Annotated in this window: 12 protein-coding genes; 5 read left to right on the top strand and 7 right to left on the bottom strand. The window is 45.9% G+C overall.

Annotated elements, in window-relative coordinates:
- Positions 1–46: 46 nt before the first annotated feature.
- Positions 47–904, bottom strand: a complete 858-nt coding sequence (locus DR864_RS09840) for a prephenate dehydrogenase (RefSeq protein ID WP_114066799.1) — start codon at positions 902–904, stop codon at positions 47–49.
- 126 nt (positions 905–1,030) lie between these two features.
- Here DR864_RS09840 and ribD point away from each other — a divergent pair, with 126 nt between their 5' ends.
- On the top strand, positions 1,031–2,092 hold the full coding sequence (gene ribD, locus DR864_RS09845; RefSeq protein WP_114066800.1) for a bifunctional diaminohydroxyphosphoribosylaminopyrimidine deaminase/5-amino-6-(5-phosphoribosylamino)uracil reductase RibD: 1,062 nt from the start codon (positions 1,031–1,033) through the stop codon (positions 2,090–2,092).
- A 90-nt stretch (positions 2,093–2,182) separates the two neighbouring features.
- Here ribD and pyrG read toward each other — a convergent pair whose 3' ends face one another.
- On the bottom strand, positions 2,183–3,868 hold the full coding sequence (pyrG, locus tag DR864_RS09850) for a CTP synthase (RefSeq protein ID WP_114066801.1): 1,686 nt from the start codon (positions 3,866–3,868) through the stop codon (positions 2,183–2,185).
- A 207-nt stretch (positions 3,869–4,075) separates the two neighbouring features.
- Here pyrG and DR864_RS09855 point away from each other — a divergent pair, with 207 nt between their 5' ends.
- The 4 genes from DR864_RS09855 (at position 4,076) to DR864_RS09870 (ending at position 9,516) form a co-directional block, all read left to right on the top strand.
- On the top strand, positions 4,076–4,696 hold the full coding sequence (locus DR864_RS09855; RefSeq protein WP_114066802.1) for a DUF4230 domain-containing protein: 621 nt from the start codon (positions 4,076–4,078) through the stop codon (positions 4,694–4,696).
- Positions 4,697–4,730: 34 nt separating this feature from the next.
- Complete coding sequence (locus tag DR864_RS09860; RefSeq protein WP_114066803.1) at positions 4,731–6,815, top strand: glycoside hydrolase family 97 protein; 2,085 nt, start codon at positions 4,731–4,733, stop codon at positions 6,813–6,815.
- A gap of 81 nt (positions 6,816–6,896) precedes the next feature.
- Positions 6,897–7,748, top strand: coding sequence for a class A beta-lactamase, subclass A2 (bla, locus tag DR864_RS09865; RefSeq protein ID WP_229599554.1), 852 nt, complete (start codon positions 6,897–6,899; stop codon positions 7,746–7,748).
- Positions 7,749–7,842: 94 nt separating this feature from the next.
- Entirely contained in the window at positions 7,843–9,516 is a 1,674-nt protein-coding gene (locus tag DR864_RS09870; RefSeq protein WP_114066805.1) for a D-alanine--D-alanine ligase family protein, read from the top strand.
- A 74-nt stretch (positions 9,517–9,590) separates the two neighbouring features.
- Here the strand turns inward: DR864_RS09870 and ctlX are convergent, their stop codons facing one another.
- The 5 genes from ctlX to DR864_RS09895 all read right to left on the bottom strand — a co-directional run bounded on the left by ctlX (position 9,591) and on the right by DR864_RS09895 (position 14,531).
- Positions 9,591–10,532 (bottom strand): citrulline utilization hydrolase CtlX, encoded by a 942-nt coding sequence (gene ctlX / locus DR864_RS09875; RefSeq protein ID WP_114066806.1) that lies wholly within the window; start codon positions 10,530–10,532, stop codon positions 9,591–9,593.
- Positions 10,533–10,553: 21 nt separating this feature from the next.
- Entirely contained in the window at positions 10,554–11,120 is a 567-nt protein-coding gene (locus DR864_RS09880) for a Uma2 family endonuclease (protein WP_114066807.1), read from the bottom strand.
- A gap of 61 nt (positions 11,121–11,181) precedes the next feature.
- Entirely contained in the window at positions 11,182–12,627 is a 1,446-nt protein-coding gene (locus DR864_RS09885) for an arginine deiminase family protein (RefSeq protein WP_114066808.1), read from the bottom strand.
- A 215-nt stretch (positions 12,628–12,842) separates the two neighbouring features.
- Positions 12,843–13,763 (bottom strand): bifunctional metallophosphatase/5'-nucleotidase, encoded by a 921-nt coding sequence (locus tag DR864_RS09890; RefSeq protein ID WP_114066809.1) that lies wholly within the window; start codon positions 13,761–13,763, stop codon positions 12,843–12,845.
- 9 nt (positions 13,764–13,772) lie between these two features.
- Positions 13,773–14,531 carry a 5'-nucleotidase C-terminal domain-containing protein gene (locus DR864_RS09895; RefSeq protein ID WP_114066810.1) on the bottom strand — a complete coding sequence of 253 codons (759 nt, stop codon included), beginning with the start codon at positions 14,529–14,531 and terminating at the stop codon, positions 13,773–13,775.
- Positions 14,532–14,563: the final 32 nt, after the last annotated feature.

Genomic DNA, 14,563 nt, shown 5'->3' on the forward strand with positions numbered 1-14,563 from the left:
ATGAGTTATGCGCCGAACATTTGCTAAAAAACTATAGAGAACCCGATTATTTGCGGTCAATACCCGACAGGATGCGCCGAATTTCGTTGGCTCGTTGCATAAAATCAACGCTGGCCTTAATGTCGCGATCGTCAATGAATGTTTTGTATTGTTGCAAAAACTCAATATAATCCCCCAACGCCCGCGAAAGATTTTCGCGGTTTTGGTCAAAAATGGGTGCCCACATCGCGGGCGAACTTTTGGCCAAACGCACCGTCGAACTGAAACCCGTACTCGCCATGTCGAAGATATTTTGCTCATCTCGTTCTTTTTCCAACACTGTATATCCCAAAGCAAACGACGTTACGTGACTCAAATGTGATACATACGCCAAATGCAAATCATGCTCCGCTGGTGTCATGTAATGAATTTTCATGCCAATATCTTTGAAAAGCGCCTCGACCAACGCTACGCTATCGGCATCGCTTTTTTCACAGTCGCACAAAATGACGTTTTTTTCGGGCAACAGCTCCCGAAACGCCGCCGAAGGCCCTGAGTTTTCGGTTCCAGCCATTGGGTGAGCAGCCACAAAGCGACGGCGTTTTGGGTGTGCATCGGCCACTTCACAGATAAGCTGCTTGGTTGAGCCCAAATCTACTACCGTGGCGGTATCAGAAATCAAATCCAATACTGTCGGCAACAACTCAACAATGTAATTGACGGGCACGGCAAGCACTACTAAATCAGATTTAGGAATAGCCATTTCCATCGGAAGAACCTCATCTACAATGCCTTTGGCTACCGCCAAACGACCATGAACGTCGGAAGCATCCACCCCGACAAAATGCATTTTTGGGTATTTATCCCGTAAAGAAAGCGCATACGAGCCGCCAAGGAGGCCGATGCCGATAATTGTGGTAACCATTTTTTGAATAAATTAAAGAATCAGGAAGTATCTCGCTCCTGTTGGGATGCAAAAGTAGAAAGTTCCGGTTTTTAATCCGGCTTTTTGTTTCGTTAATTTGTCTCCCTCAAAAACGAATGATGTCTGATGGCCGATTCCTTATCAATGTTGGATAATTTATACATGCGCCGTGCATTGGAGTTGGCGGCGCTTGGACGCGGCAGCGTTAGTCCCAATCCGATGGTGGGTTGTGTGATTGTACACAACGGCCGAATCATCGGTGAAGGTTGGCACCAACGCTACGGCGATTGGCACGCCGAGGTCAACGCCGTCAATGACGCGCTGTCTCGAAACGCAGCTCCTCTCCTACCAGAATCCACGATATACGTAACCCTTGAACCCTGTTCACATTTTGGCAAAACGCCGCCTTGCGCCGATTTATTGATAGAAAAGCAAGTAAAACGCGTAGTAGTTTGCAACGACGACCCCAATCCGCTCGTGGCAGGGAAAGGAATTCAGAAATTACGAGACGCAGGAATTGAAGTTACAACAGGCGTATTAATAGAAGAAGGCCGCAAACTCAACGCCCGTTTTTTTACATTCTTTGAAAAAAAACGCCCTTACGTCATTCTCAAATGGGCCGAAACCGCCGATGGATTCATCGCCGACGAAGATAAACAACCGCTATCCATCAGTTGCCGACAATCGCGCACGTTGAGCCACCAATGGCGCACCCAAGAAGATGCCATTCTGGTAGGAACCAACACCGCCCTCAACGACAATCCTCAACTCAATGCCCGACTGTGGGCGGGGCACAATCCCGTCCGAATCGTGCTTGACCGCACCTTACGACTTCCTCGTGCGCTTCATTTGTTTGATAATTCACAAAAAACGATTTGTTACAACGCCTTCACCAACGAAGAAGCAGGCGCAACGACATTTGTACGAATCAATTTTGACGAAATGTTCCTCGATCATTTTTTTGAAGATCTCCACCACCGCAAAATTCAATCTCTACTGGTGGAAGGGGGATCCCAATTACTGCAAGCATTTCTGAATGATGGCCGTTTTGACGAAATCCGTATTGTAAAAAGCCCTAATCCAATCGGCAAAGGCACCTCGTCGCCTCTCTTACCCCCAGGCGTTAGGTTCATGGCACAAGAAAATATTGGGGTCGACTGGCTGGGCTATTATGAGAAAGAGCATTAGAAAGGCACTCCGCCAATTTCATACAACTAAAAAAAGCCGATGTTATCATCGGCTTTTTTTAGTATATAAGACATTTTAAGTCCAGAACTTCTATTGTTCAGCCACCAATTCGTTGGTTTCGGGTACGAGCAATTGAGCAACTTCGCGTTTTTGATTTGCATTGTTCAACGCCGCTTTTACAAAATGGACAAACAGAGGATGAGGAGCCATCACCGTGCTTTTAAGCTCAGGGTGGTATTGCACGCCGATAAAATAGGGGTGTTTAGGCAATTCAATCACTTCCACTAAGTCATTCTCAGGATTGATTCCCGACAACACCATGCCCGCTTTTTCGAAGTCTTTGCGGAACTGATTGTTGAACTCATAGCGGTGGCGGTGACGCTCGCTGATGTTTGATTTTCCGTAAATTTTATGCGCCAACGTGAGCGGTTGCAATTTACAGGCGTATGCCCCTAAGCGCATTGTCCCTCCTTTGTTGGTGATGCTTTTTTGCTCTTCCATCATCCCAATAACGGCATGATCGGTTTCGCTGTCCATTTCGGTAGAATGCGCATCGGCCCAGCCCAACACATTACGGGCGTATTCGATGACCGCCATTTGCATTCCCAAACAAATTCCGAAGAACGGAATATTATTTTCGCGTACGTACTGCACCGCCGCGATTTTGCCCTCAATACCGCGCTCGCCAAAGCCTGGCGCTACGAGTACTCCGTCCAAGGCTGCCATTTTTTCGGCCGCATTATCTGGCGTAAGATGCTCAGAGTGGATCCATTCTATTTCCACTTTACATTCATTGACCGCTCCCGCATGAATGAATGACTCGGTGATGGATTTGTAAGCATCATGTAATTCCACGTATTTTCCAACCAAGCCGATGCGAATAGTACTTTTGGGGTTCTTGAGACGATCGACAAATACCTGCCACGCATCCAAATCCACGTCTTTGTCGTCGTAGATGTCTAGCATGTAAAGCACACGTTGGTCGAGTCGCTCTTTTTTCATCAAAAGTGGAACATCGTAAATCGTGGAAGCGTCCATAGCTTCAATCACCGATGCAGGTTGAACATTACAGAACAACGCGATTTTTTTACGCATTTCGGCAGGGAGAGGGTGCTCCGTACGGCACACCAGTATGTCGGGCTGAATACCAGATTCTTGCAACATCCTGACGGAGTGCTGCGTGGGTTTGGTTTTCAACTCTCCAGCTGAACTCAAATACGGAATCAACGTCAGGTGAATCACAAGCGCGTCGTTGACGCCCAATTCAAACTTCAGCTGACGTACCGCTTCCAAAAACGGAAGCGACTCAATATCGCCCACACATCCACCGATTTCGGTAATGACTACGTCGTACTCGCCAGTTTCTCCGAGCAAAAGCATTCGGTTTTTGATTTCGTCGGTGATGTGAGGTACTACTTGAACGGTTTTTCCCAAAAAGTCGCCGCGACGCTCCCGCATGATAACATCATAATAAATGCGCCCAGTAGTGACGTTATTGGCCTGAGAAGTACGTACATTCAGATAGCGTTCGTAGTGCCCTAAATCGAGGTCAGTTTCGGCACCGTCGTCGGTGACGTAGCACTCGCCGTGTTCGTAAGGATTGAGTGTGCCCGGATCAACGTTGATGTACGGATCGAATTTTTGAATAGTGACCGACAATCCCCGTGATTGAAGGAGTTTTGCGAGGGAAGAGCCAATGATGCCCTTTCCCAAAGATGACGTTACGCCGCCCGTAACGAAGATATATTTTGCGGTTTTTTGCCCGTTAGCAGCCATGATTAGCAGTGAGTTTTTGACTGGTTACGGGATACAAAGGTACTAAAATTTGGCACTGAGGCACTATCATATTTTACAAAGTACCTCTATTTTCAACGTAATACACTGACTATCAATATTAAAAAAAATATTAAAAAGTTGAAAATAGTTTGTCGGTCACAATTTGGTTCAACTTTCTTACTTTTACTTTTCAAATCCCCGTCCCCTATGAGTGCTGTTCTTCGTTTGTTACTACGTCTGTTTCTTTTCGCGATTTTTACCGTGGGAATCATTTCGGTTTGGGAAGGTATGAAGACAGGAAAATGGTTTTCACTAGGGGCCGCTGGTGAGACCGAAACCACCCACGCCATGGTGCTAGAAGAGGTCCAAGCGATGGGAAAGTTGGAGCTAGTTCGGTACAATTTTAAGGACATTGTAGAACATGAACAAAAACTCCAATGGTTTCCCAATCCCAAAGCCATTTTGATTGTGCAAGGCGAAGCCATCGGCTGTATTGATTTAACAAAAATTACTACCTCCGACATCACGAGTGCGTCTGACACCGTGGTGGTGCATTTGCCTGAACCGGAGTTGTGTAACTATAAAATCGACCATACAAAATCAAAAGTCTACAACACCGAATATGCCTTTACGGAAGAGGCAAAATTGGTACAGGAAGCTTACCAACAGGCCGAAAAACAAATCCAAAAATCAGCGCTGGATTTGGGCATTTTGGAGCAAACAAAACAGAATGCCAATCTGATTTTGAAACCCGTTTTAGAGAGAATATCGGGCAAAAAAGTGGTGCTGCGCTATCGCCTAAAAGCGACCATCCCCAACCCAAGGTAGGGGCCTAAAATGAACCAACAAAACCTATGATAAAATGAAGAATACGCTTACCCTTAAAGTTGTCCTCTGCGTGGTCGGGGGGCTTCTACTCCCTTTATTGCCGCAGGCGCAGCAATCAATTTCTATCACCTCTCCTAATCGCTTCGTTGCGCTGACCGCCACCGTAGCCACAAACGGCAATGTACAGTACCGCGTCAGCTACAAAAACAATACTTTTATCGAGCCATCTTTGCTGGGTTTTTCATTGAGCAGGCCCAAAATTACCCTTTCTCAATTCTCGATTGTATCGGTTGATTCTTCCACAACCGACGAAACTTGGCAGCCCGTATGGGGCGAAGTAAGCCGCATACGAAATCATTATAAAGCCCTAAGCCTACTCCTGAAGGATAAATCAGGCGTGTTGGTCAAGGTGCATTTTCGGGTGTTTAACGAGGGGGTAGGCTTTCGGTACGAATTTCCCAAACAGGAAAATTTGACGCATTTTGTGGTTGCCGACGAATTGACGCAGTTTAATTTGGCGGGCGACTACAAAGCGTTCTGGATTCCAGGCGATTATGACACCAACGAATATCTTTATAACACCACCAAGCTGAGCGAAGTAAACGCCGTAGCGGCGGCGGCCAAAGAAACCGACATCGCCCTCAAGTCCGTTATTGGCCCCAATGCCGTGCAAACACCGCTGATGCTCAAAACACCCAAGGGGCTTTATATCAACCTCCACGAAGCGGCATTGGTCAATTATCCAGTGATGCATTTGATGTTGGACAAAAAAACTTTTACGCTTACATCACACTTGGTACCTGATGCCGTTGGCAATAAAGCTTACCTTCAAACGCCCTTTCAAACCCCTTGGCGTACCATCAACGTCAGCGACAAAGCAAACGACATTTTGGCTTCAAAGCTCATTTTGAACCTAAACGAGCCTTCCAAAATCACGGATGTTTCGTGGATAAAACCGCAAAAATTCATCGGGATGTGGTGGGAAATGCACGTCGGGAAAGCCACGTGGGAAAAAGCAAGCGGAAAACACGGTGCCAACACGGCCAACGTAAAAACGTACATTGATTTTGCGTCAAAACACGGTTTTGATGGTGTATTGGTGGAAGGCTGGAACGAAGGTTGGGAAGATTGGTTTGGCAACTGGAAAGAAAACGTGTTTGATTTTATTACCCCTTACCCTGACTATAACTTGGAAGAACTGACGGCCTACGCACAGCAAAAGGGCGTCCGACTCATCATGCACCACGAAACCTCTGGCTCGGCCACCAACTACGAACGCTGGATGGGTAAAGCCTACAAATACATGAACGACCACCAAATAAACACCGTCAAAACGGGCTACGTCGGCAAAATTATTCCCCGGGGTGAGCACCACGACGGCCAATGGATGGTCAATCATTATCAACGCGTTGCAGAAAAAGCAGCTGAGTACAAAATTATGGTAGAAGCGCATGAACCCGCGCACCCCACGGGCCTGCACCGTACCTATCCTAACTGGCTGGCCAACGAAGCCGCGCGCGGCAATGAGTTTAACAATGCCCCCAAACTCGGCCTCGTGCCCGAGCACGAAACCATATTGCCTTTTACTCGGTTGATGGGCGGGCCCATGGACTATACACCCGGCTTTTTTCATTTTCAGTTGAACCAGTACGACGCCACCCGTACCACCCGCGTCAAAACAACCCTCGCCAAGCAATTGGCGCTGTACGTGACAATGTACAGCCCTCTGCAAATGGCGGGCGATTTTCCAGAAAATTTCAATAAACATTTAGACGCTTTTCAATTCATTAAGGATGTACCCGTAGATTGGGATGACACCCAAATTTTAGAGGCCGAACCCGGCGATTATATTACCATTGCCCGCCGAGAAAAAGGCAAACCTAACTGGTTTTTGGGCGCTATTTCTGATGAAAACAGCCGAACGACCGCGCTGCCATTGAATTTTCTGGAAAATGAGACCACTTATCAGGCCACCATTTATCGAGATGCCGAAAACGCGGACTGGCAAACCAATCCTGCGGCATATTCAATAGAAAAAATGACCGTTACAAACAAAACAACGCTCAATTTACGTTTAGCTAAAGGCGGCGGTTGTGCCATCAGCTTTCGTAAAATGTAAGTTTTTACTCTTTTTTCAAGTCCAATATCCATGCAAAACACTACTTTAAAAATCACACTCTTTGCGCTTTTCATTTCCCTAATGCCCCATTCTTCAATGGGTCAAATCGACCCATTGAGACAAAAAATCCAGCAAATCGCGTCTAAGACTGACGGTACATTGGGCGTGGGGATTTCGGGGCTAGAAAATCGAGACACGCTCACGCTCAATAACCACATTCATTTTGCGATGCAAAGCGTGTACAAGTTTCATTTAGGCTTGGCCATTTTGAATCAAGTCGATAAAGGCAATCTCAAACTCAACCAGAAAATCCTCATTCAGAAAAAAGATTTATTGCCCGACACGTGGAGTCCATTGCGCGAAAAATATCCTAATGGAAATGTAGAAATCCCCCTTAGTGAACTGTTTCAATTTACGGTTGCCCAAAGCGACAACAACGGTTGTGACATTTTATTCAGAATTATGGGCGGACCCAGAGTGGTTGACAACTACATCAAGAGCATTGGCATGACGGATGTTTCTATCCGAACTACAGAAGAAGAAATGCACAAAACCGAAGGTGCACAGTTCACCAATTGGACTACTCCTTGGTCGGCGGTGCAATTATTGGAGAAGTTTTACCAAAAGAAAATTCTTTCGCCTGCCAGCCACGCCTTCATGTGGAAAGTATTGACCGAAGCCAACACAGGGAGCGGCAAAATCAAGGGATTACTGCCAACCGGAACCATTGTAGCGCACAAATCGGGTCTTTCGGGGGCAAATAAGGAGGGAATCACGGCCGCGACCAACGACATCGGCATCGTGACTTTGCCCAACGGCAAGCATTTTATCATCTCCATTTTCTACGGCAACACCAAATTGAGCGACAAAGAAAGTGACAAAGTCATTGCCGAAGTAACCAAAGCGGCATGGGATTATTTTTCGGCCAAATGAACTGGATATTTGTCGTTTCAAATTCCGAAAAGCGTCACTACCTTTGCCCATTGTCTCATTTTTCCATTCACTACTACTCTAATTAGTTTACATCGTGCGTATCGGAATCTTTTTTGGCGGACCCGCGCGTGAGCGCGAAATATCTTATGCAGGCGGTAAAACGGCCTACGAAAACATTGATAAGGCGTTGTTTACGCCCGTATTGGTGTTCGTGGATAGCCTCGGCAATTTTATCTTGACCGATGAATCAACCCTTTATCATGCCAGCATCCGCGCTTTTTATCCGGGCCCTGCATTCAGGGAAGGTGGTTTTGAAGTATACATTGAGTCATTACAGCAACAACTTTCGCAGGCTGAATTGGAAGCCCTAATGCACGGTATTGGCACGCCGATTCAACCGCAGGATTTCAAAAAATATTTCGATTTTGCTTTCATCATCCTCCACGGTCCCGATTGTGAAGATGGTGCAATTCAGGGCCTAATGGAGTGGCACAAAATGCCATATATGGGCCCAGGATTACTTGGATCGGCGGTAAGTATTGATAAAATCTTGCAAAATGAGCAAATCGCCCGCGCCAACGGTCAACAGAAAAAAATGAAAGTAGTTCGCTGGGAGGAGTGGCACGGGGGCGATGTAAACGCCATTTTTGAGGCTGCCAAAGCCGCCGTAGGATTGCCTATTGTGGTAAAAGCACCCCACCAAGGCTCCTCGATTGGGGTAGCGATTGTAAAAGAAGACAGCGCTACGGCCTTTGCTGCCGCTATGAATCAATGTTTTTTCTCATTAGAAATAAAGTCCGACGATTGGAAAAGTTGGTCAGAAGCCGAAAAACACGCTTTTGCGCAGCGCATCGGCAACCTTGATGAGAGCATCGGTTATCCGGTAGTGATTCAAGAAACCGGCGAAACCATTTACCACCCAATCGACTTAATTGAAAAACTGGATTCATCTCTCTTTTCTTCTCACGTCTCGCTGCTCTCCGTGAATGCCGAAGACCAAGTGTTATTGGAAGAATTTATGACGGGACAGGAGTTTTCGTGCGGCGTAATTCAGGACAACGACGGCACCGTCATTGCCTTGCCTCCTACCGAAATTGCCAAAATGGACGAAAACCAGACGTTTGATTTCAAGACCAAATACAAACTCAACGTCACCCGTAAGTTTATTCCCGTCAGAACGGTACTGGAAAACAACCAAAAGATTCAGTACAACATTGCATTGGTATTTGAAAAATTGGGCATGAACGCCGTAGCTCGCATTGACGGCTTCCTCACTCCCGACGGACGTGTACTGCTCCACGACCCCAATACGCTGCCTGGAATGTCGCCTACCTCGTTGATTTTCAAACAAATGGCCGAAATCGGATTGGATGTTACGCACGCCATCACGTATCTGATTCGCCAGTCATTGCGCGAGCGTATTCGCACGGGCAAAGACACTGTACATTTACGGCAATTGCTGGCGGCTTTAGATGTCAAAATTGAACAAAAGCTTGCCGAGCTTACTTTTCAATCGGTTGAATTTGAGGCTACTACGGAGGCTTACATCGAAGCTCGCCGTACTTTCAGCCAACTTTCTGCTTCGGGTAAAGTAAAGCCCACTGCAGTATTGAAAATCAGCGATGAAGAAAAATACGAATTACCAGTAAGTCTGCTTTTTAAAGATACAATTGAAGATGTATTGGAAATGATTTCACAACCCCTGCACCCGCTCATCGAAGAAACCCGCGAAAAAGCGAAAAATATTACCCGTCGTTTTGTGGGATAAAAAAACGATACTTGCCAAGTCTGGGCAACCCTATCTAGGCGACCCCGCCCAAAGACTTGGCAAGTATCAAAAATCTATTTTTCAGGCAAGTGTACTTCGGCCATCATGCAGCGGGCCGAGCCACCACCATTTCCTTCAATGACCGACAAATCGAAGTGCAAAAGCACGGCGTAATCGTCGATTTCGTCGCGTTGCTTAGCAGAAAGTGATTCAAATGCCTGCGTCGACATGACCAATAGTTTTTCGCCGCGTTTGTTATTGACCAACAGCATATTACCCGCAAAACTATTCATTTGCTCCAAAGTGATTTCAATCACTTGTTTACCCGTTTTTTCGAGCTCTTCACGGACCATGAGCCGCTCGTCGGGGTCTTGAATCGACTGCAAACACACTACTGCAAACGAATCGCCGACGCACATCACCACGTTGGTATGGTATACGGGTTTTCCGCCCGCATCTACCGAGTTGAATTTCACAATTTTGTAGCCCGTTTCGTGGGCAAAAGCCTCCAGCACATCCTGATGCGTGCGGGGCGAGAGGCAGGCATAGGCAATTTTATAACGACGGTCTAGCACCATGCTCCCCGTGCCTTCGAGGTATTTTCCCTCCTGCTCAAACGACGATAAATCAATGATTTCTTCAACATGATAACGCTTTTTGAGATCTTCGATAATATCCATTCGTCGCTCCAAACGACGGTTAGGGGCTTGCATCGGATACAGTACTACCTTACCGCTTTGGTGAAAAGAAATCCAGTTGTTGGGAAAAATCGAATCGGGCGTAAAAGGCTCAGGCGTATCTTCATAAACAGTGACCTCTACGCCCGCCGCCGTAAGCTGTGACACCATGTGTTCAAACTCCTCCAAGGCTTCCTGTTGGGCTGCTTCTTTGGTTTTAGCGGCAATCTCAACGCTCTGAAATGCATTACTTTCGGCGGTTTCTTCATTAAAAGCGAATCGCACCGGTCGTATCATCAGAATGTGCGATGTGGCTTGGGGTTGCATTTTGTGCGACATATCAACTTCTTTTTCTGATTTTTAGGAAAACATTTGGGATACCTCAAATTGAAAATCAGCGATTACGGGCGCTGCTGAAATTACCTCGTTACCTTTATAAGCCTTTGATTCATCGGGGCTCGCATAGACGTAAATTTTTTGTTGTTTGGGAACAATGTACCACACCAAAAGCCCCCCTGCGTCGAAATAATCCTGTACTTTTTCAATCACATCTTCAAAAGATTCAGAATCATACAATATCTCAATGGCAAACTTAGATTTTACTCGCACTTTTTGGCGCATTTGCTGAATTTCTTCGGCGGTAAAATAAGTCAAATCAGGCACCCGCTTGCGGGTTTCGCTTACGTAAGAGTCTAACTCTGGCAACAGCATATCCCCTTTTTGAAATGCTGTAGTTTGCATGAAAGTGCGTAACAAAAAGTTTGCGATAAAAGCTTCGTCTTGCTTAATAGATTCCTTTTGAATGATTCTGCCATCTAAAAATTCAAAACTCCCTTCCGACACGTGTTGGCGCTGCCAATTTTCAAACTCTTCGACGGTTTGAAGGTCAGTAGGCAATACTTCAGTTTGAACTAATGTGGTTATCATAGCTTCCTTAATTTTATCCTAAAATTAGCCATAAAACTGATGAATCAAAACAAGAAAATTCTTAAAAATCATCCCGTAAAATCGGTAAACTCATGCAATGTGAGCCTCCACGCGCCCGCGAAAGCTCTGCCGAAGGCAACATGATAAACGTATCTGTGAGGGTATCAGGCGAGGAAATTCCCGCTTCAAATTCATCCAATAAATCTTTGGCCCGAACGGTCCTGAACCCTGCCGTCCGAAACGCCTCCAGTGTTTTGTCGTTACGGTCATAGCCTATCACAACGCCGTCTTTGAGCGCCAGTAAATTGCAGGAATCAGTCCATTGTTCACGTGCGCCAAAAGGAAATTCGTTGTTTCCCGAATAAATAAATTGCACTGGTTCTGCACACCCCAAGTCATTTTTGCTGATGTCGGTCAACAAGTCTTCCAAATTTTCAATTTCGGTCGGTTTGTTTTCCCAACCTTTATTAAACTGCATAATTTGCAGGCGGTCAGGGTCTTCTTTGGGGGCAAAAAAATGCAGCACATCCCGTTTTTTTGCTTCGTCACCTTGCCGCGCAATCGCTCCCAACAACACCCACATATTGCGTTTTACCTGCGTAAATACCGTATCAATGTGCATATAATCCCGCTTTTTAGGAATTTTGACGATGGTGATGGTATCCACCACATTTCGTTCAAACAACGCTTTCATTACCTGCTGGGCCGCATAAAGCGTGGTACGCTCACTACAACCAATCAATAAATGTCGGGGTGCTACCATCATCACATCGCCGCCTTCGAGGGTTGAGCGCAGATAATCACTTTTTAGCTCATCGTCGGTCAACAGAAAATGGTGCTCGTTGTCGGGGATTTCGATGATATTGTCACGATACACCTCAAACATCGAATGGTAGAAAAAGATGTACTGCGTCAGAAGCGACTCCCGCGTGCGGGCTGTTTTGGCTGGTTTGTTCAACAAAACATAATCGTTGATGACGATTCCTATATCACGCGTGAAAATGAAATTGGGAACGGGCGCAAAAATCATAGATTTATCGGGCAATGACCCAGAAATCAGGATTTTAGCCAATTCCGACGCGTCGTATTCTTTGAGTTTATGTTGTATTTTGAACGAACAGCGTTCCACCGCACAAATTGACGCAATCAATTTGGTCTTGATGGTTTCGTTTTCCAGAATCTCGGTCAAAAGTTTCTGAATATCAATGACCTTATCCGAATTAAAATACTGAGGATTTCCTGGCTTATAAAACGACCGCGAGGCGTCAGCGTCTATTTCTTTCAACTTTCCTTTCACTTTTTCAGGGTCAAGGAAATACAGCAGAATCTTGACGTAATAATCGTACTCCTCACGCCGCATCGTATCGAGGTGTACAATATCTTCAAAAAGCCAATCTTGGGCTTTAGAAGGAACCACTTTTCCTAACCCACGGTCAGGACTGTGAATGAGGAGTTTGCGCAGCGTGCCAACTTCAGAAGAGACCTTAAGTTGATGAGTTGAATTCATGAGAATAAGTTTGTAGTGATTCGTTTTTGGTAGAATTATAGGGGATGTAACCAATCCCGACAAATTCGGAGACGAATCTAAAAAAGTGTTTTTTCGCAAAATACAATTTTGACGCAAAACAAATGTCTATCAAATCAAAATAGCTTAAAATAGCTATTTCTGAATATATATCAAATTAAAAATGGGGTTTTGGAAGGCAATTTAACAATCAAAGTTTATTGAATTGACACACTATGACTGGTAAAAAAGACTTGCTTTGACACGCGGTCGAAAGTAAAATCAAGCCGTCCCAAACTCGCACCACCCCAACCTGCCTGATTCACCAACACGGGTTTGCCGACCAGATTTTTCAACGCGGTAGGTTCATTCAGAAACGTATGTGTATGCCCGCCGATGATTAAATCAATGTCTTTGGTCTGCGGTGCCATCACCAAATCCGACATTTCGCCGTCACTCATTTTATAGCCCAAATGCGAAAGGCACACCACCAAACTACATTTTTTCTCTTGGCGCAAAAAAGTGGCGGTTTCGTTGGCCGTTTTGATGGGGTCGAGGTATTTGGTCCCGCCAAATAGTTTTTCAGGAATGAGCCCTTTGGGGTCAATTCCCAAGCCAAAAACACCGATTTTTACGCCCTTTACCGTAAAGATTTTGTAGGGTTGCGCCAAGCCTTCCATGACCGTTCCTTTGAAATCATAGTTAGCCACCAAAACGGGGAATTTAGCGTATTCCTTGATTTGCTTTACGTACAACTCTAAACCGCCGTCAAAATCATGGTTTCCCATCGTAACTGCGTCGTAGCCCATTTGGCTCATCAATTCAATCTCGGGACGGCCTTTGTAGAAATTGAAATAAGGCGTTCCCTGAAAAATATCTCCTGCATCAAAAAGCAGCACATTGGCTTCTTCCGACCTGATTTTGCTTAAAATACGGGCCCGGTTGACCACCCCGCCCCGCCCCGCCAAACGATCCGTTTTCGGAAACGGCTCCAAACGGCTATGCTGGTCGTTGGTGTGCAAAATGGTTATTTTCAATGACTCGGCGTTGGTGTTTGCCCAAGTTTCAAAAGGCCATTGTCCCAATGCCACCGCACCACCGATACCTGCTATGTTTCTGAGAAATAATCTTCTTTCCATTTCTTGATATTATTTTACGGTGGTCCGTCCGTCTTTTGTTGGGTTAAGCTCCTGATTTTGTTGCCCTTTTCGTCGCAAATAATCAGCAATGGCATCGCGCATCAGATAACGAAGAATCTGAAAACCCTGATTGTTTTTAACAATAGCCGCCATGTCACTGCTAACAGCCATGTAGTCGCTCGTGATGAGCGTATAGGTTTGTTTTAAATCCAGCGGTTTGCCGCCGATTGTGGCCTCCAGCGGTTTATTGGTCGCTTTGTCGATGACCAATTTCACGCCCGATTGGGGCTCTTTGCGCTGCGCTAAATACTCAATCACTTTCTGCATGGTTTCGCCCGAGAGCGTGATGGCCACCAATTCGTTGTCAAAAGGCATGACTTCATACACATTGCCGAGGGTAATATTCCCAGCGGGAAAATCAGTTCTGATTCCTCCGCTGTTGGTAATAGCCACATCTACGGGTTTACCCAAGCGTTCTTGCCCCATTTCGCGCAAAATATCCGCCATTAAATTCCCTAATTCTGACTCTGGTACTCCTTTGGAAAGCCGACGCGGCGACTTTACCAATACCGTATTCATGTTTGTTTCCAAACTGTCGCGGTAAGGCTGTAAATACGCAGCAATCTGTAGCGAAAGCGCTCCCGAGGGGGCTGAAGCAGTATCACTGACGGCGATGGGGCGCAGTTGGACGGGTTTTGCGATAAAATAACGCGTACAGGCCGTCAACGAAGCTGCAAACAGCGCAATCAGCAGGATATTTTTTTTCATTTTTTGGTTAGGTCAAGAATGTTGATGGCCGA

Source organism: Runella rosea, from assembly GCF_003325355.1.
Lineage (GTDB): Bacteria > Bacteroidota > Bacteroidia > Cytophagales > Spirosomataceae > Runella > Runella rosea.